This window comes from Pseudochrobactrum sp. sp1633 (assembly GCF_030376605.1).
Taxonomy (GTDB): domain Bacteria; phylum Pseudomonadota; class Alphaproteobacteria; order Rhizobiales; family Rhizobiaceae; genus Pseudochrobactrum.
Genome location: NZ_JARRAE010000001.1, coordinates 350475 through 375119 on the forward strand (window position 1 = coordinate 350475; position 24645 = coordinate 375119).

At 50.6% G+C, this 24645-nt stretch carries 22 protein-coding genes, 1 pseudogene and 1 riboswitch; of the genes and pseudogenes, 14 read left to right on the forward strand and 9 right to left on the reverse strand.

Features of this window, described 5'->3' with window-relative positions; all coding sequences use genetic code 11:
* Positions 1-5: 5 nt before the first annotated feature.
* The 3 genes from P8H26_RS01655 to P8H26_RS01665 are packed head-to-tail and all read left to right on the forward strand — an operon-like array spanning position 6 to position 3996.
* Positions 6-1376, forward strand: coding sequence for a glutamine synthetase family protein (locus P8H26_RS01655; protein ID WP_289631110.1), 1371 nt, complete (start codon positions 6-8; stop codon positions 1374-1376).
* Positions 1377-1403: 27 nt separating this feature from the next.
* Entirely contained in the window at positions 1404-2789 is a 1386-nt protein-coding gene (locus P8H26_RS01660; protein ID WP_289631111.1) for an aldehyde dehydrogenase family protein, read from the forward strand.
* A gap of 34 nt (positions 2790-2823) precedes the next feature.
* The gene (locus P8H26_RS01665; RefSeq protein ID WP_289631112.1) at positions 2824-3996 is read left to right on the forward strand and encodes an iron-containing alcohol dehydrogenase; all 1173 of its coding nucleotides are present in this window, start codon (positions 2824-2826) and stop codon (positions 3994-3996) included.
* A 70-nt stretch (positions 3997-4066) separates the two neighbouring features.
* Here the strand turns inward: P8H26_RS01665 and P8H26_RS01670 are convergent, their stop codons facing one another.
* From P8H26_RS01670 to P8H26_RS18135, 4 genes and pseudogenes are all read right to left on the reverse strand, one after another.
* Positions 4067-4570, reverse strand: a complete 504-nt coding sequence (locus P8H26_RS01670) for a Dabb family protein (protein WP_289631113.1) — start codon at positions 4568-4570, stop codon at positions 4067-4069.
* 226 nt (positions 4571-4796) lie between these two features.
* Positions 4797-5651 (reverse strand): acyl-CoA thioesterase, encoded by an 855-nt coding sequence (locus P8H26_RS01675; protein WP_289631114.1) that lies wholly within the window; start codon positions 5649-5651, stop codon positions 4797-4799.
* Between the two features lie 269 nt (positions 5652-5920).
* On the reverse strand, positions 5921-6067 hold the full coding sequence (locus tag P8H26_RS18130; RefSeq protein WP_374708198.1) for a hypothetical protein: 147 nt from the start codon (positions 6065-6067) through the stop codon (positions 5921-5923).
* A gap of 9 nt (positions 6068-6076) precedes the next feature.
* Positions 6077-6255, reverse strand: a pseudogene (locus P8H26_RS18135) (hypothetical protein); the annotation flags it as partial.
* A riboswitch (cobalamin riboswitch) is annotated at positions 6239-6539 on the reverse strand. Its footprint overlaps the pseudogene before it by 17 nt.
* Before the next feature lie 401 nt (positions 6540-6940).
* On the opposite strand from P8H26_RS18135, the gene P8H26_RS01685 reads away from it, so the two are divergent.
* Entirely contained in the window at positions 6941-8206 is a 1266-nt protein-coding gene (locus P8H26_RS01685; protein ID WP_289631115.1) for a Glu/Leu/Phe/Val dehydrogenase, read from the forward strand.
* 146 nt (positions 8207-8352) lie between these two features.
* Here P8H26_RS01685 and P8H26_RS01690 read toward each other — a convergent pair whose 3' ends face one another.
* On the reverse strand, positions 8353-8700 hold the full coding sequence (locus tag P8H26_RS01690) for a VanZ family protein (RefSeq protein WP_289631116.1): 348 nt from the start codon (positions 8698-8700) through the stop codon (positions 8353-8355).
* A complete protein-coding gene (locus P8H26_RS01695; protein WP_289631117.1) occupies positions 8701-9054 on the reverse strand; it encodes a hypothetical protein in 354 nt (117 codons plus the stop codon).
* Between the two features lie 400 nt (positions 9055-9454).
* Here P8H26_RS01695 and mgtE point away from each other — a divergent pair, with 400 nt between their 5' ends.
* The gene (mgtE, locus tag P8H26_RS01700; protein ID WP_289631118.1) at positions 9455-10876 is read left to right on the forward strand and encodes a magnesium transporter; all 1422 of its coding nucleotides are present in this window, start codon (positions 9455-9457) and stop codon (positions 10874-10876) included.
* Positions 10877-11202: 326 nt separating this feature from the next.
* Positions 11203-11589 (forward strand): MerR family DNA-binding transcriptional regulator, encoded by a 387-nt coding sequence (locus P8H26_RS01705; protein WP_289631119.1) that lies wholly within the window; start codon positions 11203-11205, stop codon positions 11587-11589.
* A 36-nt stretch (positions 11590-11625) separates the two neighbouring features.
* Here the strand turns inward: P8H26_RS01705 and P8H26_RS01710 are convergent, their stop codons facing one another.
* A complete protein-coding gene (locus P8H26_RS01710; protein WP_289631120.1) occupies positions 11626-12630 on the reverse strand; it encodes a DUF1624 domain-containing protein in 1005 nt (334 codons plus the stop codon).
* Positions 12631-13507: 877 nt separating this feature from the next.
* Here P8H26_RS01710 and P8H26_RS01715 point away from each other — a divergent pair.
* Complete coding sequence (locus tag P8H26_RS01715; RefSeq protein WP_289631121.1) at positions 13508-14911, forward strand: L-serine ammonia-lyase; 1404 nt, start codon at positions 13508-13510, stop codon at positions 14909-14911.
* Positions 14912-14991: 80 nt separating this feature from the next.
* Here the strand turns inward: P8H26_RS01715 and P8H26_RS01720 are convergent, their stop codons facing one another.
* Positions 14992-15384 (reverse strand): pyrimidine dimer DNA glycosylase/endonuclease V, encoded by a 393-nt coding sequence (locus P8H26_RS01720; RefSeq protein ID WP_289631122.1) that lies wholly within the window; start codon positions 15382-15384, stop codon positions 14992-14994.
* Positions 15384-16262 carry a BadF/BadG/BcrA/BcrD ATPase family protein gene (locus P8H26_RS01725; protein WP_289631123.1) on the reverse strand — a complete coding sequence of 293 codons (879 nt, stop codon included), beginning with the start codon at positions 16260-16262 and terminating at the stop codon, positions 15384-15386. The genes P8H26_RS01720 and P8H26_RS01725 overlap by 1 nt, the downstream gene beginning before the upstream one ends.
* Positions 16263-16892: 630 nt before the next feature.
* Between P8H26_RS01725 and P8H26_RS01730 the strand changes: the two genes are divergently transcribed.
* The 7 genes from P8H26_RS01730 to recA all read left to right on the forward strand — a co-directional run bounded on the left by P8H26_RS01730 (position 16893) and on the right by recA (position 24558).
* Positions 16893-18167, forward strand: a complete 1275-nt coding sequence (locus P8H26_RS01730; protein WP_289631124.1) for an ABC transporter substrate-binding protein — start codon at positions 16893-16895, stop codon at positions 18165-18167.
* A gap of 160 nt (positions 18168-18327) precedes the next feature.
* Complete coding sequence (locus P8H26_RS01735; RefSeq protein WP_289631125.1) at positions 18328-19257, forward strand: carbohydrate ABC transporter permease; 930 nt, start codon at positions 18328-18330, stop codon at positions 19255-19257.
* 10 nt (positions 19258-19267) lie between these two features.
* Positions 19268-20107, forward strand: a complete 840-nt coding sequence (locus P8H26_RS01740) for a carbohydrate ABC transporter permease (RefSeq protein WP_289631126.1) — start codon at positions 19268-19270, stop codon at positions 20105-20107.
* Complete coding sequence (locus tag P8H26_RS01745) at positions 20104-21171, forward strand: Gfo/Idh/MocA family protein (RefSeq protein ID WP_289631127.1); 1068 nt, start codon at positions 20104-20106, stop codon at positions 21169-21171. Before P8H26_RS01740 ends, P8H26_RS01745 begins: the two co-directional genes overlap by 4 nt.
* Positions 21172-21234: 63 nt before the next feature.
* The gene (locus tag P8H26_RS01750) at positions 21235-22236 is read left to right on the forward strand and encodes an ABC transporter ATP-binding protein (protein ID WP_289631128.1); all 1002 of its coding nucleotides are present in this window, start codon (positions 21235-21237) and stop codon (positions 22234-22236) included.
* Positions 22237-22475: 239 nt separating this feature from the next.
* Positions 22476-23138: an OmpA family protein gene (locus P8H26_RS01755; protein ID WP_289631129.1), complete on the forward strand. Its 663-nt coding sequence runs from the start codon at positions 22476-22478 to the stop codon at positions 23136-23138.
* Between the two features lie 334 nt (positions 23139-23472).
* Positions 23473-24558 carry a recombinase RecA gene (recA, locus tag P8H26_RS01760; RefSeq protein WP_289631130.1) on the forward strand — a complete coding sequence of 362 codons (1086 nt, stop codon included), beginning with the start codon at positions 23473-23475 and terminating at the stop codon, positions 24556-24558.
* The last annotated feature ends 87 nt before the right edge of the window (positions 24559-24645 follow it).

A 24645-nucleotide genomic window follows, 5' to 3' on the forward strand; every position in this document is an offset into this window, starting at 1 on the left:
TGTAAATGACCGGAAACCTGACTTTTGACGCGCTGAAAAAAGCGGTCGCCAATGATGAGATTGATACCGTGCTCGTCTGCCTGACAGATATGCAGGGTCGCCTTGTCGGCAAGCGTTTCTATGCGCAGTTTTTTGTCGAGTCAGCCTATGACGAAACACATGGCTGCAGCTATTTGCTGGCGGATGACATTGATATGGAGCCGGTTGCCGGATATGAGGCCGCGAGCTGGGACAAAGGCTATGGCGATTTTGTCATCAAACCGGATATGTCTACGCTGCGGCTTGCGCCCTGGCTTGAAAAAACTGCTCTGGTTCTGTGCGATGTGCTCGATCATCATGATCATTCAGATCTCGCGCATTCACCGCGCGCTATGCTTAAAAAACAGCTTGCTCGGTTGAAAGAGCGCGGCTACCGCGCCTATTTTGCCTCGGAGCTTGAATTCTATCTCTTTGATGAGACCTATAAATCTGCGCGCGATAAATACTGGAAGCAGATGGATACATCCTCGCCCTATATTCAGGATTATATGATCCATCTGACCAGCAAGGAAGAAACCGTGTTGCGCGCCATGCGCAATAACCTCGCGAAGGCCGGAATTCCGATTGAGAATTCCAAGGGCGAGGCAGGTTCCGGACAGCAGGAACTGAATGTGCGCTATGCGGAAGGTCTGGATATGGCCGACCGCCATGTCATTATGAAAAATGCGATGAAGGAAATTGCTGAAGCGCAGGGTAAATGCATCACCTTCATGGCTAAATATGATTATGAAAAGGCCGGAAGCTCCAGCCATGTGCATAATTCGCTGTGGAGTCTGGATGGCAGCAAGTCGCTGTTTTATGATCCTGATGCGCCTTATACCATGTCGCCTTTAATGCGCTCATGGGTAGCCGGACAGCTGAAATATGCCGCTGATTACACCTATTTCCTCGCGCCTTATGTCAATTCCTACAAGCGGTTTCAGGCAGGCACTTTCGCGCCGACCAAGATCACATGGAGCCGCGATAACCGCACGGCCGGATTCCGTCTTTGCGGCGAGGGCACTAAGGCAATCCGCATAGAATGTCGTATCGGCGGTTCTGATCTCAACCCTTATCTGGCTTTTGCAGCGCTGATTGCCGCGGGCTTACGCGGGATTGATGAAAAACTGGAACTGGAGGAGCCGTTTGTCGGTGATGCTTATGCGGCGGTGAAGCTGCAAGAAATTCCATACACGCTGCGCGATGCCATCTCGACGCTTAAGAACTCCGAGTTTTTGAAAGAGGCTTTGGGCGAGAAAGTTCTCAATCACTATGTCCATACGGCAGATTGGGAACAGGTTGAATATGACCGCCGTGTCACTGACTGGGAGTTACATCGTGGTTTCGAGCGCTACTAATTTAAGAATTGTAAAAGGAATGAAGCCATGAGCGAAGTGGCGAGACTGATTTCTCCGATTGATGGCTCTGTTTATGCGGAACGAGCCTGCCTTGATCTTGCGCAGGCGCAGGCTGTTGTCTCTGCGGCCAGACAGGCACAGACAGGCTGGGCAGCGCTGACCATTGCTGAACGCGCAGGATATTGCTCGGCAGCGCTAGCTGCTCTGGCTGCGATGAATGACGAGCTGGTGCCGGAAATTGCCTGGCAAATGGGACGGCCGGTACGCTATGGCGGGGAAAATGGCGGTGTGCAGGAGCGCGGCCAATATATGATTAATATAGCGGAAGAGGCGCTTAAGCCTCTGGTGCCGGAAGAGAAAGACGGTTTCCGCCGCTATGTGAAGCATGTGCCGCTTGGCGTGGTGATGGTAATCGCACCGTGGAACTATCCGTATCTGACAGCAGTGAACACAATTATTCCCGCGCTTATGGCGGGTAATACAGTTATCCTCAAACACGCTACGCAAACACTGCTGGCTGGTGAGCGCTTTGCCAAGGCTTTTGAAATTGCAGGCCTGCCGAAAGGTGTGTTCAGCAATGTGGTGCTGGGACATGCGACTACGGAAGCGTTGCTGGCTTCCGGCACGATTGATCATGTGAATTTCACCGGTTCAGTCGGTGGTGGTCGTGCGATTGAAAAGGCTGCTGCGGGTACTTTCATGAGCATCGGGCTGGAGCTTGGCGGTAAAGATCCTGCCTATGTACTGCCGGATGTCAATGTTGATCATGCGGTTGCCAATCTCGTGGATGGTGCATTTTTCAATTCCGGCCAGTGCTGCTGCGGTATTGAGCGCATCTATGTGCATGAGGCGGTCTATGACAAATTTGTTGACGGTTTTGCTGAGCTGACCAGCCAATATGTGGTGGGTAATCCGCTGGATGCATCCTCAACTCTGGGGCCGATGGCGCATGCCCGTTTTGCCGATCTGATCCGAGAGCAAAAGGTCGAATCGCTGCGTAAGGGTGCGAAAGCCCATATCAATATGCAGGTTGAGAATGACCGTGCGGGGTCGCCTTATATCGCGCCGGAAGTGCTGACCAATGTTGATCACCAGATGAGTGTGATGCGCGAAGAAAGCTTCGGGCCGATTGTAGGCATTATGAAAGTGCGCAGCGATGAAGAGGCTGTTGCGCTGATGAATGACAGCAATTTTGGCCTCACAGCATCGCTCTGGACACCGGATACGGATCGTGCGGCTAATATCGCCGATCAGATTGAAACCGGCACCGTGTTTATGAACCGCTGTGACTATCTCGATCCGGGACTGGTCTGGACCGGCGTTAAAGATACGGGCAAGGGCGCTTCGCTGTCTTCTATCGGTTACGGCAATCTCACCCGTCCGAAATCCTATCATCTGCGTGAAAAAATCTGATCTGCCTTTGAATTTTGATGTGAAAGCAAATGCAATGACAACATTGATCTCGAAATGGAATTTTCCGACCACAGTGCTATTTGGCGCAGGTCGTATTAAAGAATTGCCTGCGGTTTTGGCGGCAGCGGGCATTAAAAATCCGCTCTTCGTCACCGATCCGGGACTAGCGAGATTGCCTGTTGTGGCATCAACTCTGGCAGTGCTGGATGAGGCCGGTGTAAAATACGGCACTTTTACCGAGGTGAAGCCAAATCCGGTTGAGAGCAATCTGACTGCCGGTGTTAAGGTCTATAATGACGGCGATCATGACGGCGTGATTGCATTTGGTGGTGGTTCTGCGCTTGATCTTGGCAAGCTGATTGCGTTTCAGGCCAAGCAGACACGTCCGGTCTGGGATTTTGAAGATATCGGCGACTGGTGGACGCGTGCAGACAGTGCGGTGATTGCACCGGTGATTGCAGTGCCGACAACAGCAGGAACCGGCTCTGAAGTTGGCCGCGCCGGTGTGCTGACCAATGAAGCAACGCATACCAAAAAAGTGATCTTCCATCCGAAAATGCTGCCGGTAACTGTGATTGCCGATCCGGAACTTTCCGTTGGTATGCCACCATTCATCACCGCTGGCACAGGGCTGGATGCGCTGGCGCATTGCTTGGAGGCCTATTGCGCACCAGGCTATCATCCGATGGCAGATGGTATCGCGCTGGAAGGTATCCGTCTGGTGTTTGAAAACCTGCCGGTAGCCTATGCGAATGGTCGCGATATTACAGCGCGTGCCAATATGATGGCTGCGGCGGCAATGGGTGCAACGGCTTTCCAGAAGGGGCTTGGCGCTATCCATTCGCTGTCGCATCCGATCGGTGCGCTTTATGACACACATCACGGCATGACCAATGCGGTCTTCATGCCTTATGTGCTTGCATTTAATCGTGCAGCCATTGAAACCCGTATTAATCGTCTGGCTGATTATCTGGGCATTACAGGCGGTTTTGACGGGTTCGTTGCGGCTGTGATGAAGCTGCGCAAAGAGCTGAATGTGCCGGACAGCCTGCCGGAATTTATCAAAGGTCTGGAAATGGATGACGCCCGCAAGGATATGATTGCGGAAATGGCGATTGTTGACCCGACCGCAGGCGGCAATCCGGTTGAGCTGACAAAAGACGGCGCGTTGAAGCTGCTTAATCAGGCGCTGGCCGGTACAGCCTGACAGGATAAACTATTATACACGGGAAGAGGCGGGAGCATAAAGCTTCCGCCTCTTTTTGGGTGCAAGCATATTATTTGTCGGAGACAAAATCAAAGACCAGTGATCCCCGTTCAGCCAATAGTGGTGCAACGAATTCCTTGAATTTTTGATGCTCCGGATCGTAAAAAGCGGGATCGATCACGGCGGGTGTGCCGACATAATAGTTCCGGTCGCCTTCGGAGCGGAATTTGACGATAAATGCCTGATCGAAACCCTGACCAAGATTTTCAAAACTGTTCTGCTTGCCTGCATGAATTGAGACAATATAAGGCTCACCATTTCGCAGTGCCGTATGTTTCATATTTCGAAAACGCAGCAATACTGCCATGCGCTGGGCATCACTCACTTCTGGTTTGTAGTGAAACAATACAATATGGCGAATGACGCTGGGTTTATAATCCGGCGCTGTAAAGACTTCCGGTTTTACATCCTGTTGAGATGCAACAGGAATATGATTGCCGTTCCAGATGGGTTGTGACTGAGCAGAAGGCGTGAAAAAGAGTAATATTGCTATTGGTTTAATGAATTGATGCATAGAGGCCTCAAAATTTATTTCATAAAATTCAGTAAGTATTTTGAAAATGAATGATTTTTAATGTGAAATATTATAATTCTGAAAAATATACAAAATATGCTTTAAATAAAAGTGTTTTTTATAAGTTGTTGTATTTGTAATATATTATGCGGTTACGTCGTCGGATATGCCGGCAAAATTACAAAATTTTACACTATAAGACTTTACCGGCATAAATTGATGGCAGTTAAGGGTGTGCGGCTTCTTCTGCAAGCACAGGAACCGGATGGCCGCTTTCATCAACGGCTACCATTGTGAACTCACCTTTGGCGGTCATCAGGCGTTCACCGCTCATCAAATCTTCAGACCAGAGTTCGGTTGAGACAACAACGGAGCTGCGGCCGGATTTAATAACTTTGGACACCAGTTCAAGAATGGAACCTACACGCACCGGATACTTGAAATCCATCCTGCGGGAAGAGGCCAGAACGGTTGGCAATCGGCAATAGCGGGTTGCGGCAATGAAGGCGCTTTTGCTCATCTGTGCCATCGCTTCACCACCGAACATTGTGCCATAGGAATTGGCCTGATCGGCAAATACAACATCAGACATACGCAGCAGCGTCGGCTGGTCATCAGGCGTTTCTGCAGCACTTGCTTGCGGCAGTGATGGCAGGCTCCATGCTCGGTTTTGTGTCAGCTCGGTTTTGGCTACCATATGGAACAAGCCCCGGGTGCAGAGCACGCGCTCGCCGCCGATCATATTCTCTGCCACCATTTCCACTTCAACCGAAAGCGAAGTGCGGCCGACACGGATGACTTTAGCGGTCAGCTCCACAATCTGCCCGAGTTTGACCGGCGCGGTATAATCAATGCGCTCGCAGGATGCGGTGACAAAAGGCACGCGACCGTGTCGGGTGGCGGCAATGAATGCCACCCGATCCATCAGTGCAAAACCCGCACCGCCGAATAATGTGCCGTGATGATTGGTATCTCCCGGAAAAACAACCGTCACCAGACGAGAAATCAAAGGGACATCCTGACCATAGATTGCATCGTCAGATGTTTGCATTTTCTGGTCATCATTCAGGGGCGCTGTCATGGATTTGTCCTTGCATGCCTTCGTCGGGTTGCAGAAGGCATGTCCTTATCCGGTATTTAAACACTATCTGCCGCGCTTTTACGGCGCATAAGACCATTACACAAGGTTTGGTGCAGGCATAGCGATGCCGGTTTTTGACCTATTATATCAGGTAAATATTCCATCTTATTGTTTTTCAATATTCAATCCGCATTTGTCACATAATAATAAAGGTCGTGACAGTGGGAGCTTCACGGCCTTTATCATGTTTGTGATACTTGTCTTTATTGTCAGGCAGCGGCGCGCAGCTGGCGGGCAGCTTCCACCAGATTAACCAGAGCCGGTTTGGTTTCTGCCCAGCCGCGGGTTTTCGGACCGCAATCCGGATTAACCCAGATCTGGCGACAGACTTCGGAACGTGGCAGGTCATCGCGCATAAATGATCATTGCAGCATAGTGACAGGGCCGGTGGCATGCCTTTCATCGGTTTGTCGGTTTTGCTCTGGGCGAATTTTGCCCATTCGACGGTCATGGCAACCGGACGGGAAACATCACCATAGATCAGCGGCGGGCGGACATAGTGTGAGCCGTAGCTCTGTACCCAGTCGGATTGGGTAAAGGTACCGGGCAGGTCTCCTTGTATGTGGGGCATCATTCGCTTCCGGTCTTCCCGAAATTTCGTCATTTCAGGGACTGCCCTTGAGCATGTGCTGCAGGCACAGACTTTTGGGCAAATGTCCGGTGAAAGTCTTCATAGAACAGGCGAAAGAAAACTTGCCGTTTACAGTTGCGGGGCAGCTGCGAATTTGACCATGCCGGTTTCAGTTGCCAAAACCCGCCATATCGGCCGCGCCGTATTCCCTCTTAGCTTTTGTGCAGTCGGCAAACGCTTGGGAGGATTGCGTAACTGCATAAAAGAACCACGACGTGCAGAATGTGCATTATGGAATATGGAATTTCAACAATGGCATAAAGATTTATCTATATGGGTATATGGTTATGCATTGTAATAATTTTACAGTTTTATGCAGAAAAATCATGTGACCGACACCATGACATTCGGGACATGAATGCGAATCAACAGGGTTGAAGTTGAATGCCGGTCGTTCTGATGCGCCGCAGGTAAATTATTTTTCTAATATGCATTTCCGCGTCAGCGCGTGTCGCATTAATCATGTGCTTGCGGTCTGATATTGTGCTGATTTTGCATAATGTCAGTATAGCTGCCATATTTTTATTGCGTGAATGGCTAGCAAAAGTTATTCAAAATGTAATTTTTCATGCTGCAATCGCAAGAAAGGGAAATTTCGATGTCGCAGGATAATCCTCTCGAAAATGCACTTGTTCGTCTTGATGAAGCCGCCAGCCATCTGGATATTGACGCGGATGTTATTGAAAAACTGAAATTTGCCCGAGAGACTACCAAGGTGCGACTGATGATCCGTATGGATGACGGATCACGAAAATCCTTTATTGCATGGCGTTGCCGTTACGATGATACACGCGGCCCGACAAAGGGCGGCATTCGCTTCCATCCGGATTCAACGGCCGAAGAAGTGGAAACACTGGCTTTCTGGATGACCTTCAAATGCGCGGTGATGAACCTGCCTTATGGCGGCGGCAAGGGCGCTATTCAGGTTGATCCGCGTAAACTCTCTAAGGCTGAGCTTGAACGGCTTTCGCGCGCTTATATTCAGGCTTTTGCCCGTATTCTGGGGCCTGATCGCGATATTCCTGCACCGGATGTTTACACCAACTCCATGATCATGGGTTGGATGGCTGACGAATATTCGCAGATTGTCGGCCAGTCATCGCCTGCGGTGATCACCGGTAAGCCGATTGCACTTGGCGGTTCGCTTGGCCGTGATGATGCAACGGCGCGTGGCGGCTTCTACCTCGTGCGCCATCTGGCGGCCGATCTTGGTCTGTCTGAAGAGCTGCATGTTACAATTCAGGGCTTTGGCAATGCCGGTCAGCATATGGCCAAACTCATGACCAGCGACGGCCATAAGATTGTTGCCGTGTCTGATTCAGAGGGAGCGGTCTATTGCGCATCAGGTCTGGATATTGCTGCGCTGATTAATGCGAAACAGAATGGTCGCTCTGTACTGGCAACTGTCGGTCATGGCGGGCACGAGGCGCTGGCTTCCGAAGATCTGGTTGGTGTTGCCTGTGATGTGCTGGTGCCTGCGGCGATGGAAGATATGATCCATGCGCGCAATGCGGGGACTGTCAAAGCCAAGCTGATTGTGGAGCTGGCCAATGGCCCTGTGACGCCGGAAGCCGATGCCATTCTGGAAAAGATGGGCGTGACCATTCTGCCGGATATTCTGGCTAATGCCGGTGGTGTGACCGTTTCCTATTTTGAATGGGTGCAGAACCGCCAGTGCTATTACTGGGAGCTGGAAGAAATCCATTCACGCCTGCGCACTATTATGGAGCGTGAAGGCCGTGCGATCTGGAATGTTGCCAAGAATAAAGGCGTGACCATGCGCACTGCCGCTTATGTGCATGCGCTGCTGCGCCTTTCACAGGCCATTGAAGCACACGGAACTCAAAGTGACTTTGTTGCGTAAAACGCAACGGGTGACTTTGTTGCATGAAACGCAACGGGGCGACTTTGTTGCCTGAAAAAGCAACGGAGCAGACTTTATAGCTTAAAGAAAAGGCCGGTATGAACCGGCCTTTTTCATTTTATGAGATAACTCAAATATCTATTTGATTATTTTAAAGAATTTTTCCAGAAAAGAATAATTTTTCCGAGAGTAACTCCTGCAATAGCGCCGCAGGATTTCACGATAAAATCTGAAATTTCGCCGTGTCTGTCCGGAGTCAGGCGCTGCATCAGTTCAAATAAACCTGCCGCGCTTATCAGCAAGATGAGCACTGTCGCCCAGCGCTTCGGGTAGGCCAGACAGAATAGCAGGCCAATCACCAGCAGCATCACAAAACGCTCGGCAGTGACATAACCCGGAATGTGCGGACGAAACCCGATCGGGCTGATGGTTACAGCAAGCAACAGCGCCAGCATGAGCCAGGCAAGAACAGGCAATACAGGAAAACGGCGCATTTATTCCTCTTCGGTCGGTTGCTGCGGCGTGCTGTCATCTTCATTGCACGGAATGTATAACAGTTCAGTAAACAGGGATTTGGCGGTCTCGCCGAGAATAAATTTCCGGCTGGCAATTTCATCAACGCCAATGCACCATTGCACACCACGCGGCGACAGTCCAAACTCAGTAGAGAGGAAGGACTTGGCATAGTCTATGCCATCGGCGCAATCCTGCTGTTTGCAAAAGCCGCCGTCTTGCGCCAGTTGTTTCAGAGACTGTTTGCCTATGGACATTGTATAAAAATAAGTGCCGGTGGCGGCCACTGCGACCACACCACAGATACCGATCAATGCAATGACTGTTTTTCTCATCGGGAACCTGTTTAAAACGGTTGGGTGGTTTCTGTTTGTCGCCTTAGCACGGGGGTGGTGCAGCGGCTAGAGTATTTCACAGTCAGGCCGAAACAACCTGACAAGTATGATGATCTGTTTAAAGAAAATCCGGATCGGACATGCGGGTCGGTGTGCGTGCCATGCGCAATGAAGTATGATCGCTGCGGTGTTGCACAAGTGACATATCCGGCAGGATAACGGCATTTTTCGGATGCCTGACCGGAGTAAACTGCTTGCTGTTATGAAAGCGGCTTTTTATACAGTGTGCATTGCGCTACAGCACATATACGACACAAAACGGATATACAGCCTTGTTAAAGGCTGTTCTCTGAATTGATTATTTTTCCGGTTTTTCCGAGCTCTTACTGAAACGGTTCTTATGCAGCACACTGACCCGTCCCAAAATTACGATTCTGAAAAGCACGTCCGTGAGGATGTGTATGACGAGGACGGTTCTGTCAGTGAAGCGCTTGTTACACGTATTGAGCAGGCACTTGACGTGCGCGATGCTGAAGTTTTGCAGGATGAAGTTCGTGATCTTCACCCTTCAGAGCTGGGCCATCTGCTCGAAGCACTGGATGGCAGTGAGCGCCAGTCGCTGGTGGAGCTGCTCGGCGATGAATTCGACTTTGAGGCACTGACCGAGGTTGATGAAGCGATCCGACTTGAGATCGTGGATGCGATGCCCAACTCGCTGATTGCTGAGGGGGTGCAGGAACTCGATTCTGATGATGCTGTTTATATTCTTGAGGATATGGATCAGCAGGATCAGGATGAGATTCTGGCCAAGCTGCCATTTACCGAGCGTATCCGGTTGCGCCGCGCGCTGGAATATCCGGAAGACAGTGCAGGGCGCCGTATGCAGACGGAGTTTGTCGCTGTGCCGCCGTTCTGGACGATTGGCCAGACCATTGACTATATGCGCGAGGATAACGACCTGCCGGACCGGTTTTCGCAGGTTTTTGTGATTGATCCGGCTTTTCATCTGCTTGGCACGATTGATCTTGACCGCCTGTTGCGTGTGCAGCGCGTTGTGCGTGTGGAAGACCTGATGGTTGAAGCGCGGCACGCTATTCCTGCGACGATGGATCAGGAAGAAGCCGCACAGATTTTCGAGCAATACAATCTGCTTTCTACTGCTGTTCTTGATGAGAATGAGCGTCTTGTCGGCGTGCTGACGATTGATGATGTGGTGGATGTCATTCAGGAAGAAGCCGAAGAGGACATTATGCGCCTCGGCGGTGTGGGCGATGAAGAATTGTCCGATAGTTTTATGACCATTGCCAAGTCCCGTTCGCCGTGGCTGTTCGTCAATCTGTTCACGGCTTTTCTGTCAGCCTCGGTGATTGGCCTATTCGACGGCACAATCCAGCAAATGGTTGCACTGGCTGTGCTGATGCCGATTGTTGCTTCTATGGGCGGTAATGCGGCCACGCAAACCATGACGGTGACTGTGCGCGCAATTGCAACCCGTAATATTGATATTCATAATGCGGCGCGCGTTATCCGCCGTGAGGCGCTGATCGGGCTGCTCAACGGCATGATGTTTGCCATTATGATCGGAGTGGTAGCGGGTTACTGGTTTGATAATGCGCAGCTTGGCGGCATTATCGGCAGTGCGATGATTATCAATATGCTGGCGGCTGCACTCGGCGGTATTCTCATTCCGCTGCTTCTGCATCGTTTGGGGGCGGATCCTGCTATTGCCTCAGCGGTGTTTGTGACAACGGTCACGGACGTGATCGGATTTTTCGCGTTTCTTGGTCTTGCGACCTGGTGGTTTGGCTTCTCTTTCAGTTAAACACTGAAGAGAAGTCCGACATTAAAGCGGATGGCAGTTGAATATCGGTTATAAGTTGCGTTATTTATGTGATTTACGATTGTTTATTGCTTAATTATTTTTATTTTATGCTAAATAGTATTTTTGATGGTTTCCGCGAAGGGGCGGAACATTGCTGTGTGATGAAGAGATAATTACAAAGCCGATATTGTTTGGGGATAATAAAGTCAAAAAATCTTATCCGGATCACAATGCCGACTGTGTGTATCAAGCAATTGCGAATGAAATATTGACTTTTACGTAAATGCGGTGTCACAAAAGAAAATAAAAACGAATTGGTGAACTGAATGCGTGAATATTATTCGATTACGGAGCTGACGAGGGAGTTTGGGATTTCCACACGAACTCTGCGGTTTTATGAAGATGAGGGATTGATACATCCTTTGCGCCGTGGTCGGACACGTTTGTTTCGCCCCGCTGACAGACATTTGCTGAAGCAGATTATGCGCGGCAAACGGCTCGGATTTTCGATCGCCGAAATTCACGAAATTATCCAGATGTATCGCGAACCACCGGGCGAGGCTGGTCAGCTGCGTTTACTCATCAAGCGTGTTGAGGAAAAGCGCGAAGATCTGCGCCAGAAACGCCGCGATATTGATGAGACTTTGAGCGAACTGGATCAGGTGGAAGAAGCCTGCATCGGGCGTATGGCTGAACTCGGCGTTCGCACCTGAATAAAAAGATATCAGAACCAACATGCGAGGGGCGGCTTATTCAGAGATAAGCTGCCCCTCTTGTGCTTTGGCAATGCATTGCGCTGAGAAGTTATTCAGTTTTTCGCGTTCTTCATCTGTTGCGGCGCTGCTTTTCAATAGATTGGTGAGCTGGTTGCTCTCAATATTTTCCAGCATACAGCCACAATATATCCGGCAAAGCTGCGGGTCGCTGCCCTCACTACACTGAACTGTGCACTGATTGGTGAAATTTGCAGCCTGTATTGCCGGAGATGGCGGAAAAACAGAGGCGAAAGCAAACATCAGTCCGATCAGAATTGGCTGATGCACGAGATAGAAGATCAGGCTGTGGCGACCGATGAAGATCAGTCCCTGTTCCAGCCATTGCGGTTTGATGCCGCCTTGCAGCAGGCGCAGCAAACCGGTTGCCTGCATGAGCCGTGCGGCAGCCATGCCGAGCAATACAGCGCCAAACCACGGAAACAGCGGCACATAATCATTGGAAACCGGATTGACGGTTGAGAGTCCCACCCACCACAGCGCCGGATGATTGAAAAACTCTGCACGGAAATAGTACGGCGTTGCAATCACCAGCGCTGCCAGCGGAATAGTCAGCCAGACTGGCATACGCAGAAACAACAAGCCGAGCAGGCTCGCCAGCGCAATCTGATGCAGAATGCCGAAGAAGATGAAGCCCTGCGGCATGAATAACCATGTCAGCAGAGTGATTGCAGCAGCCGCAACAACGACCTGCAATAACCGCTTGAGGAAAGGGCGCCAGCGGATAGCGCGGCTGTGGGCGAGCACAAGGCTGAAACCAACCAGAAACAGAAAACTTGAAGCGATGCAGCGGGCAAATATCCGCCACCAGCCCTGACTTGCGCTGCCTTGGACGAGATAGCCGAAAAACTCCAGATCCCAGCCAAAGTGATAGATGGCCATAGCGATGAGCGCAAACCCTCGAGCAATGTCCAGCCGCCCCAGTCGTGAACCGGTTTGAGGTGCAGTTTCAACGCGAGGTGTGGTGCTGGCCGAATTCATCGCAGACTTTCAACACATGGTATTATGCGGGATTTGCACGCCTAGCTATAATGACTTTGGTTCGCATGGCAAGCGGACTGATGCTGCGTGAAAACTCGTGTTTTGTGCAGATAACAGAGGGGTAATGCGTATTAATATTGGTTTATCTGAGTGGTTTTTGTCAGAATTTCGCCTGATTGGTAAATGTGGCAGGTTTAGGTTTTAATGTTAAGCTGATGATTATGAATGATAAAATCTATTATGGTAAATTTGCATAGCTGCTATGTCACGGTTTCGTCGCAATTGCAGATTGCTTCCGGATCAGCTCTGCACTATAAATAAGGAACAGGCATAGCAATGGTTGCGGTGCATGTTCTCATGAATGAAATACCGGAAACGAGTAAAATATTCCATGGATGAAACAGTTCAGAAGTCCTGCTGGGGAGTTACCCTTTGGGCAGTTATTGGATTGGCCACTGTAATTTTGTTGACCTATTTGTTCTCCGTGTAATTACGGATATTCAAAAGAAATTTCAGAGCGTTCAGATCACCGGTGCTTCTAAGCCCGGTGATTTTTTATTGCAGCATTGGTTTTATCAGGGCGGACACTTCAATAATTGTCGTTTTCCTGCTGCTTTTTGGTGCAATCTGCGCATGTTGCACCCATATTAAATGAGACACTCATCTGATCCGGTTTTACAGAACCGCATAACGGGTTATATAGGGCTTAGGTGAGGGAGTTTGCGGGCAGTGATTTGCCTGCACTTTCTAGAGCGTATGGCGTATAATAATACCCGTAACGCTCGCTCTAGATTTTTTACTTTGTCATACGCTCACGGACGCTGAATGAGTCTATTTGAGCCAGACATGCTCTGGAAATGAAAGAACGGTATTTTCTATGTTCCTGTCGGTTTTTGATCTGTTTAAAATTGGCATTGGCCCGTCGAGTTCCCATACTATGGGGCCGATGACAGCAGGGCATCAGTTTCTCAAAGAGCTTAAAGACGGTGAATGGCCGCGTCCGCATAATGCTAAAGTTGCGCGGATTAAAGCTTATCTTCATGGCTCTCTGGCATTTACCGGTATTGGTCATGCGACTGACCGGGCTGTTATTCTTGGTCTTTGCGGATTTCTGCCGGCGAATATTGATCCGGATAATATGGATGCTCTGCTGGACAAGGTGAACACGGAGCATAAAATTCGCCCGAGCGGTCATCCGGCCTATGATTTTGACCCCAAAGCAGATCTGATTATGGATCGCAAAGTGGCATTGCCCGGTCATGCGAATGGTCTGGCCTTTGAAGCGCTGGATCGTGACGACCGCGTTTTACTGCGCCGTGTCTATTATTCGATCGGTGGCGGTTTTATCGTGACCGAGGAAGAGCTGAATGCAACCCGTGTGAGCGGCGGCAAGAAGCAGACCGATGATAATGTGCCTTATCCTTTCTCGACGGCAAAAGAGATGCTGCAAATGTCTGCGGCAAGCGGGCTGTCTATTGCGGAAATGAAGCGCGCTAATGAAGAAACCCGTATGAGCCGTGAAGAGCTGGACGCGGGGCTGGACAAAATCTGGGATGCCATGCGCAGTTGTATTGAGCGCGGGCTGACACAGGAAGGCATTATGCCGGGCGGGCTGAAAGTACGCCGCCGCGCCAAGCAATTGCATGACCGATTGAATGAAGAGTGGCGCCAGAATCGTCATAACCCGCTGCTCGCCAATGACTGGCTTTCTGTTTATGCTATGGCGGTGAATGAGGAAAACGCTGCCGGTGGTCGCGTTGTGACTGCGCCGACCAATGGCGCAGCAGGCGTTGTGCCTGCTGTTATGCGCTACTATCTGCACTTCCATGACGACGCGGACCAGAAGGGCATTCGTGATTTTCTGCTGACCTCTTCAGCTGTTGGCGGCATCATCAAGCATAATGCGTCGATTTCCGGTGCTGAGGTTGGCTGTCAGGGTGAGGTCGGTTCGGCTTCGGCAATGGCGGCGGCAGGGCTTGCGGCAGTGCTGGGCGGTACGCCGGAGCAGATTGAAAACGCAGCCGAGATTGCGCTGGAGCATCATCTGGGTATGACCTGTGATCCGATTGCCGGACTTGTTCAAGTGCCTTGCATCGAGCGCAATGCGCTGGGCGCGGTGAAGGCTGTGACCGGTGCATCATTGGCCGTGAAGGGCGACGGTACACATTTTGTGCCGCTGGATGCCTGTATTGAAACCATGCGCCAGACGGGCGTGGATATGAATGAGCGCTATAAGGAAACCAGCCTCGGCGGGCTTGCGGTTAATGTGGTTGAGTGCTGAATTCAGCTTTATAATACACAAAAAACTCCGCATGATAAATGCGGAGTTTTTTATTTTTATCAATAAGATATGATAATATTTTAATCTTTTGAATCAGATTTATTCAACCGCTCGGCAATGCGTGCTTTATTGATGGTGATCGCCGCTTCATCCGGTTGCCAGTCTGCGCACCATTGTTCCGGAACGCCTTCAATAAGATGTGCTGTTGACTGGTAAGATGGCTGATAGCCGCGACGCAGCATTTCATCGATCAAAGATTGCTGACGCTGAACGAGAAAGCCTAAGCGCGGATAGAAAAACCGTACATGGCCTTTTCCCAATGTGTAACTGCGCGGATTGCGCGGATCATCCGGCTTCTCACCACGCTCAATAGCAGCGCGGGCAAGCGTAAAAATCCGCGGCAATTCACGATATTCAGCCACCAGATGCGGGCCGGTCAGCTCCTGCGGCGGGATGCAGTTGATACGGGTCATCAGGATACTGCGAATTCGCTGTGCAGTTTTGCCGCCAGCGCAACAGCACCGGTCAGAGCATCTGCCTGAGGCGTGCGCAGGCGCTGCTGATAGCGGGCTGAAAGGCGCGGGCCATAAAGAGCGCCGAGGCCGCCGATCAATGATAGCACCGGCTGGTCGTCGCTCATGGATACATCGAGTGCGGCTTCAATGGTCTCGACCGATTGCTTGAGGATCTTTTCGGCCAGCGGATCGTTCTGCGCGGCATATTCAAACACCATTGGTGCAAAGCGGCCAAAATCATTCGGGCGCGCATCATGAGCAAAGCGCACAATAGCATGGGGTTCGTTGTCGAAATGCGCCAAAAGTGCATTGCTGAGCGGTGTGCGCTGATAAATGCCGTCATAGGCCAGCAGGGATTCTTCCAGGAGCTTCTGGCCAAGACGTGCGCCGCCGCCAAGATCGCTGACTTTGAAACCCCAGCCGCCTTTCATAGTGACACTATGATTGCGGCGGGAGATGTAGACAGAGCCAGTGCCTAGGATAACCACAACGCCGTCCTGATCGCCGATAGCGCCCTGCAAAGCGATAATACCGTCAGATACAACGCTGCTTCTGGCAAAGGGCAGGGCTTGCTGCAATTGCTCCGCAACGCCGGAGACATTTGCGCCGGCAAGGCCAAGGCAGGCGGTGATACGGTTATAGGATTTTACCGGCAATTCAGCAGCGAGGAGCGCAGCATCCGTTGCAGCCAGAATGCTGACGACAGAGCTGTTCATATCCGTCATAATATTGGCAGGGCCGGCCTGACCTGTTCCGAGAATTTTGCCGGTGCAATCCGCTATTGCAGCACGGCAACCGGTGCCGCCCCCGTCTATGCCAATGATATAGTCCGCCACATCCATACTCCCGATTCTTGCTTCCTGTCCTTGATATAAGAATTTTCGCAGCTAACACAGATTTCTTTGGCAGAGAATATCATGTTTTAAATCGTTTTAGATTTCCTGCAATTCCAATTTATCGCCCGCCAAGAGTGCAGGCGAGTCGCACTGTGCCGGTTTAATCCTGTTCTGTGAATTGGTATTTATGTCCGGTCTTTTATGGCGATCCATATGGTCGATAAAAATAGAACCAATATTACTATTTGAATAAGACGACTGGTGGGGAATGTAAGTATCGGTGATAAAATCTTTGCTTTTACTGGACAGGCGTAGATATTTACGCATTACTCTGTGTGAGGACAGGAAGGGCAGACGGGAGAAGAGGTCTTAAGGGGCGGTGTGAAAACGGGCGGAATATTTTCAGGAATATAGTACCTCCGGCACAACGTATACTCTGGGAGTTTTTCAAACGCAAAAATCGGTTCTGTTCGGAGGCTGCGGGACAGGGTTTTCTGTCTGCATGCCGGAGACGATGCCAGATCACACTGGAAATGCTCGAGAAGAGAATACCCGGAAAACCGGACATTGAGAACAGAAACGAACAAGTTTCATGACGCGCCGGATTGAGCGCGCCGCGGGGAGAGAAAAATGAATTTTAAAAACTTCAGTTCCGCATTACTGGCATCAAGTGTTCTTGGTGCTTCTGTACTGGGTGCTGTGTCGGTCGCTTCAGCGCAGGATGTAACCCTGACGATTGAAAGCTGGCGCAATGACGATCTGCCAATCTGGCAGGAAAAGCTTATTCCGGCTTTTGAGGCTGCAAATCCGGGTATCAAAATTACCTTCAACCCTTCAACGCCGACCGAATATGATGCGGCGCTGGGTGCCAAGCTTGATGCCGGTACTGCCGGTGACATCATCACCTGCCGTCCGTTCGATAAGTCGCTGGCACTTTATGAAAAAGGTCAGCTGTCTTCACTGAGCGATCTCGAAGGCATGAAGAATTTCAGCGATGTGGCAAAATCCGCATGGCAGACCGATGATGGCAAAACCGCATTCTGCGTGCCGGTTGCATCTGTTATTCATGGCTTCATCTATAATAAGGATGCCTTTGAAAAAGTAGGCGTCACCGTTCCGAAGACAGAAGAAGAGTTCTTTGCTGCTCTGGATAAGATTAAAGCTGACGGCAACTACATTCCGATGGCTATGGGCACGAAAGACCTCTGGGAAGCCGCGACGATGGGCTACCAGAATATCGGCCCGACATACTGGAAGGGTGAAGAAGGCCGTAAAGCGCTGATCGCCGGTACACAGAAACTGACCGATGCGGATTGGGTAGAGCCATATAAAACTCTTGCAAAATGGAAAGATTATCTGGGCGACGGTTTCGAAGCGCAGACCTATCCGGACAGCCAGAACCTGTTCACACTTGGCCGTGCAGCGATCTATCCGACCGGCTCATGGGAAATCAGCGTTTTCAACCCGCAGGTTGATTTCAAAATGGGTGCTTTCGCCCCACCTGTGCGTAAAGTCGGCGACACCTGCTATATCTCGGATCATAACGATCTGGGCATTGGCATGAATGCCAAGACCAAAAATCCGGAAGCTGCAGCGAAGTTCCTGAACTGGGTGGCATCGGATGAGTTCGCAACCATTTATGCGAATGCGCTTCCTGGCTTCTTCAGCCTGTCTTCAAGTGACATCAAACTGGAAGATCCTCTGGCTGCTGAAATGGTTGGCTGGCGTAAGGACTGTAAGTCGACAATCCGTTCGACCTACCAAATCCTGTCACGCGGTACACCAAATCTGGAAAACGAAACCTGGATTGAATCTGCCAATGTTATCAATGGTACAGTAACACCTGAACAGGCCGGCGAAAAGCTGCAAAAAGGCCTCGACAGCTGGTACAAGCCTGCGAAATAACATGAATTGAAGCCATTCGCCGCAATCCGTGCCATTGTCTGTATATGACGTGGTGCGGAAGTAGGCGGGTGGCTTTTTTACCATCTGATTTTTATGCATGTTCCGGTGCAGACGACAGTCGTATTATCGGAAATGCTCTGTTTGAAAGCGTAAGACCGGCATGGCGCGAAATTCTGCAAGCAAAACGCCTTTCCGCTGGCATATAGCGGTTTTTCTGGCACCGGCGGTGCTGGTTTATACGGCTATTATGATCCTGCCGCTTTTCGGAACCATGCAGTTGTCGTTGTTCCGTGTTGAAAACCAGCAGAGCTTTTTTGTCGGTCTGGATAATTTCCGCACTTTGCTTGGTGATGAGCGTTGGTCGGCCAGCTTCTGGAATGCGCTCGGCAATAATACCTGGTTCTTTATCATCCATATGCTGGTGCAAAATCCGATTGGTATTTTGCTTGCCGCGCTGCTTAGCCATCCGAAACTCCGGTATGCTGCGTTCTATCGCTCGGCGATCTTTATTCCGACTATTCTTTCCTTTGTGATTGTCGGCTTTGTCTGGAAGCTCATTCTGTCACCGCTTTGGGGCGTTGCGCCGAATATGCTTGATCTGGTGGGACTGAAAAGCCTGTTCGCACCGTGGCTTGGCCAAAAAGAATATGCGCTGACAACGCTTGGTTTGATTTCTGTATGGCAGTTTATCGGTATTCCGATGATGCTGATTTATGCAGCACTGCTGTCTATTCCTGATGAGATTATTGAGGCCGCGGAATGCGACGGGATTACCGGCGTATCGCAGTTCTGGAAGATCAAGCTGCCGCTGATCCTGCCTTCCATCGGGATTATCTCAATTCTGACATTTGTCGGCAATTTCAACGCTTTCGACCTGATTTATTCTGCGCAGGGTGCGCTGGCAGGGCCGAATTACTCGACTGATATTCTGGGAACTTTCATGTTCCGCACCTTCTTCGGTTTCCAGCTTCAGGTTGGCGACAGAAATATGGGTGCTACGATCGCCTCGCTGATGTTCTTCATTATCCTGATTGGTGTCTGCGTCTATCTGTTCGGCATTCAGCGGCGTCTGCGTCGCTACCAGTTCTGAGGATAATAATATGAGCCGAGCAACACAGTCACCGGTCCGCAGCATTGCAGCCCATGCGATCCTGATCCTCTATACGATGATCGCCCTGTTTCCGGTGGTGATCATCATCATCAATTCATTCAAGACCAAGGCGGCAATCTTCCGTTCGCCTTTGTCGCTGCCAAGTGCTGAGACTTTCAGTCTTGTCGGCTATCAGACGGTGATGACACAGGGCAATTTCTTTCTCTATTTCCAAAACAGTATGATTGTGACGGTCGTTGCGATTGCACTGGTACTGGTCTTCGGGGCTATGGCTGCTTTTGCGTTGTCGGAATATCGCTTTCGCGGCAATACACTGATGGGGCTTTATCTGGCGCTGGGCATTATGATCCCGATCCGCCTTGGCACGGTTTCTATTCTGGAGCTGATGGTGGCCAGTGGTCTGGTCAACACGCTGACCTCGTTGATCCTTGTTTATACGGCGCAGGGGTTGCCGCTGGCGATCTTCATCTTGTCCGAATTTATGGGGCAGGTGTCTAAAGACTTGAAAGATGCAGGCCGTATCGATGGTTTGAGTGAATATCGCATTTTCTTCCGCCTTGTGTTGCCGCTGGTGCGTCCGGCGATGGCAACGGTTGCGGTGTTTACGATGATCCCGATCTGGAATGATCTCTGGTTCCCGCTTATCCTTGCGCCGTCTGAGGAAACCAAAACTGTTACGCTCGGCGCACAGATGTTTATCGGGCAATATGTAACCAACTGGAATGCGGTTTTGGCCGCGCTGTCGCTGGCGATCCTGCCGGTGCTGATCCTGTATTTCATATTCTCCCGTCAGTTAATTCGCGGCATTACCGCAGGAGCAGTCAAATGAGTGAAGTCGGGAAAAAAAAGCTGCGCGTAATGGTCGCCGGTCTGGGCAATATGGGGCTTAGCCATGCGGTTGCTTATCATAAAAATCCGGGCTTTGAGATTGTTGGGCTGGTCAACCGCTCGCCGGTCAATCTGCCGGAAGAACTGCGCTCCTATCCGCTGCTGACGTCTTATGAAGAGGCTCTGCAGCAGCTGAAACCTGATCTGGTTTGCGTTGCAACCTATTCGGACAGCCATGCGGATTATGCCGTTATGGCATTGGAAGCGGGTGCGGATGTCTTCGTCGAGAAACCGCTGGCGACAACGGTGGCTGATGCCGAGCGCGTGGTAGCAAAAGCCAAAGAGACGGGTCGCCAGCTGGTGATCGGCTATATTCTGCGCCATCATCCGTCATGGGTGCGTCTGATTGAAGAGGCGCGCAATCTCGGCGGGCCTTATGTTTTCCGCATGAATTTGAACCAGCAATCCAGCGGCGCCCATTGGCAGACCCATAAACAGCTGATGAAAACCACATCGCCGATTGTCGATTGCGGCGTGCATTATCTGGATGTGATGTGCCAGATCACAGATGCCAAAGCTGTGGAAGTGCGCGGCATGGGCGTGCGTCTGAGCGATGAAGTTGCGGAAGGTATGTATAATTACGGTCATCTGCAAGTGTTGTTCGCCGACGGCTCAGTGGGCTGGTATGAGGCCGGCTGGGGGCCGATGATGTCGGAAACTGCCTTCTTCGTTAAAGATGTGATCTCGCCAAAGGGCTGCGTTTCCATTGTGATGGAAGAGGGCGCGAGTTCCGCTGACATTAACACCCATACCAAGACATCGGTCATCCGCGTGCATCAGGCTGAAACCGATGCTAACGGCAAATTCAAAAAGCAGGACGAGCTTTTGTCCATGCAGGGTGAGCCGGATCATCAGGAACTCTGTGACCGCGAGCAGGCTTTCATGCTCAAGGCAATCACAGAGAATATTGATCTGACCCGCCATATGGATGACGCGGTGCAGTCTTTGCGGATTTGTCTTGCCGCTGATGAGAGTGTGCGTAGTGGTCTGGCTGTGAAATTATAAAAACTGCCTGCGGTTTATACTGCGCGGTTTTGGCCTTGAAATTATTCTGACGGGAAAACGACTTTGGGAACTCTGAAACTCAATAATATCCGTAAATCATATGGTCAGGTCGATATTATCAAAGGTATCGATCTGGATGTGCGTGACGGTGAACTGGTCGTTTTTGTCGGGCCGTCCGGTTGCGGAAAATCTACGCTCCTGCGCATTATTGCGGGGCTGGAAGATGCCAATTCCGGCGAAGTGCAAATTGATGATCAGGTTGTCAATCAGACACCACCTGCCAAGCGCGGCATTGCGATGGTGTTTCAGAGCTATGCGCTGTATCCGCATCTCACAGTAGAAGCGAATATGGGGCTTGGTCTCAAGCAGGCTGGTAAACCGACCGCTGAAATCAATGAACGGGTTAAGCAGGCCTCTGGCATGCTTTCATTGGAAAGCTATTTGCAGCGCCGTCCGGCAGAGCTTTCGGGCGGGCAGCGTCAGCGTGTGGCGATTGGCCGTGCACTGGTGCGCGAGCCGAAACTGTTCCTTTTTGACGAGCCATTGTCCAATCTTGATGCGGCCTTGCGCGTGAATACGCGACTGGAAATCGCCAAGCTGCATCGCCAACTTTCTGCCACCATGATTTATGTGACCCATGATCAGGTGGAAGCGATGACGCTGGCTGACCGGATTGTGGTGCTGAATGCCGGTAAGATTGAGCAGGTCGGTGCGCCGATGGATCTCTATAATGCACCGGATAATGAGTTCGTCGCCGGATTTATCGGTTCTCCGAAAATGAATTTTGTTGATGCCGCTGCGCTGAATGACGGACAGGCAAAGCGCATTGGTATCCGGCCGGAACATATTACGCTGGATAGCAATTCAGGGCAGTGGAAAGGCTCTGTCATTCATGTTGAGCAGCTCGGCGCTGATACCAATGTTTATCTGGATACAGAAAGTGCGGGTCTTTTGACTGTACGTATTTTTGGCCAGTATCGTGTTGAGCCGGGTTCGGTGATTTATGCGACGCCGGACAGTGGTAAAACGCATCGTTTTGACGGCGAGGGACGGGCGATCCGGTAAGGATTGCGATTCTTTTGTTCGGGTATTTTCTGCAGTTCAAAGCGGATATTTGAAAGCTATGCCCTCTTTATAGCGGGCAATGGCCTGTCTGTTGTCATGCAAATGGCAAGGTTTGACCCAGACAGATCATAAAACTAGCTTTTAAGTGATATGAATTTGACCTTGCATCCAAAATTAACCAACATAGTGCCGTATTTGCCGTTATCCTGCGGCACATCTTGAATCAGGAAATTTGAACCATGTTGAAAAAGATTGCTATTGCAGCCGCCGCAGTTACGTTTCTGGCCGGTTGTACAACAGATCCTTATACAGGCGAACAGAAGATGTCGAATACTGCCGGTGGTGCAGGTATCGGCGCTGCTGTCGGCGCACTGGGCGGTCTGATGGTCGGCGGTTCGAGCACTGCGCAGCGTAATGCTGTACTGATCGGTGCCGGTCTTGGCGCACTGGGTGGCGGTGCAATCGGTAACTATATGGATCGTCAGGAAAATGAACTGCGTGCGCAGCTGCAGGGAACCGGTGTATCGGTTACCCGTAATGGCGACCGCATTATCCTGAATATGCCTTCCAGCATCACTTTCAACACCGATCAGGATGTTGTGATGCCGCAATTCTACCCGACTCTGACTTCAGTTGCGATCGTTCTGCGTAAGTTCGACAAGACACTGGTTGATATTAAAGGCCACACAGATTCGACCGGTTCTGCTTCACATAACCAGAATCTGTCTCAGCGCCGCGCAGCTTCTGTCGGCAATTATCTGAGCGGTCAGGGCATCGACGGTCGCCGCTTTGCGATTATGGGTTTTGGTGCCACGCAGCCGGTTGCATCCAATGCAACACCGGATGGCCGTGCGCAGAACCGTCGCGTGGAAATCGAAATTTCCCCGCTCAAAGGCGTGTAAGGTCTCTAAAGACTGTATGCATAATAACCGCTCCGGTCATGCCGGAGCGGTTTTTTATTGTGAGACAGGTGATGTGCAATCGGTACAACTGGTACGCTTAAAAAGCACCTCAGGTCGAATCGGCTTTCTGTGAAATTCGTTCCCGTCTTGTTTTGATTTCGAAATCATTTTTTAGCTTTGCATTATTTATAAATTAGAACAACAGAAGAACAAAATATGATAATTCTTTTAAATCAATGAGTTAACCATCTTGCGAATTAAGAACAAATGGGATACATATTATCCATAAAGTTTCATTCTGCGGACTTCAAGTGACACAAAGGGATGGTGTAAAATGTCTCAGAATTCATTGCGACTTGTTGAGGATAAATCAGTGGACAAATCAAAGGCTCTGGACGCGGCGCTGTCACAGATCGAACGCTCATTTGGTAAGGGCTCGATCATGCGCCTTGGCCAGAATGACAAGATAGTGGAAATTGAAACTGTTCCGACCGGTTCGCTGTCTCTTGATATTGCGCTTGGCGTTGGCGGCTTGCCAAAAGGTCGTATTGTTGAAATTTACGGGCCTGAAAGCTCGGGTAAAACAACAATGGCGCTGCACACCATTGCCGAAGCACAGAAAAAAGGCGGCATTTGCGCATTCGTTGATGCGGAACATGCGCTTGATCCTGTCTATGCCCGCAAGCTTGGTGTTGATCTGGAAAATCTTTTGATCTCGCAGCCGGATACCGGTGAGCAGGCGCTGGAAATTACCGACACGCTGGTGCGTTCCGGTGCGATTGATGTGCTGGTTGTCGACTCCGTTGCAGCTTTGACACCGCGTGCGGAAATTGAAGGCGAGATGGGCGACTCTCTTCCGGGCCTTCAGGCGCGTCTGATGAGTCAGGCATTGCGCAAGCTGACAGCTTCGATTTCCAAGTCTAATACGATGGTAATTTTCATCAACCAGATCCGTATGAAAATCGGCGTAATGTTCGGTTCACCTGAAACCACGACTGGTGGTAATGCGCTGAAATTCTATGCTTCTGTTCGTCTGGATATTCGTCGTATCGGTTCGATTAAAGAACGCGATGAAATTGTAGGTAACCAGACCCGCGTTAAGGTCGTTAAAAACAAGCTGGCTCCTCCGTTCAAGCAGGTTGAGTTCGACATCATGTATGGTCAGGGCGTATCCAAGACCGGTGAGCTAGTTGATCTCGGCGTGAAGGCCGGTATCGTTGAAAAGTCCGGTTCATGGTTCTCCTATAATTCTCAGCGTCTCGGTCAGGGGCGTGATAATGCGAAAAACTTCCTGAAGGAAAATCCGGAAGTGGCCAATGAGATTGAGCTGACCCTGCGGCAGAATGCCGGTCTGATTGCTGAGCAGATGCTGGACGGCGGGCCTGAAGGTGATGATGCACCGGATGCCGCTGAAGCGTAATCCTGAGGGTTTTTCCGACTGAAATTTTAATACCCCGTATTGCCTCTGTAATACGGGGTATTTTGTTGCAGATAGTCACGCAATTTA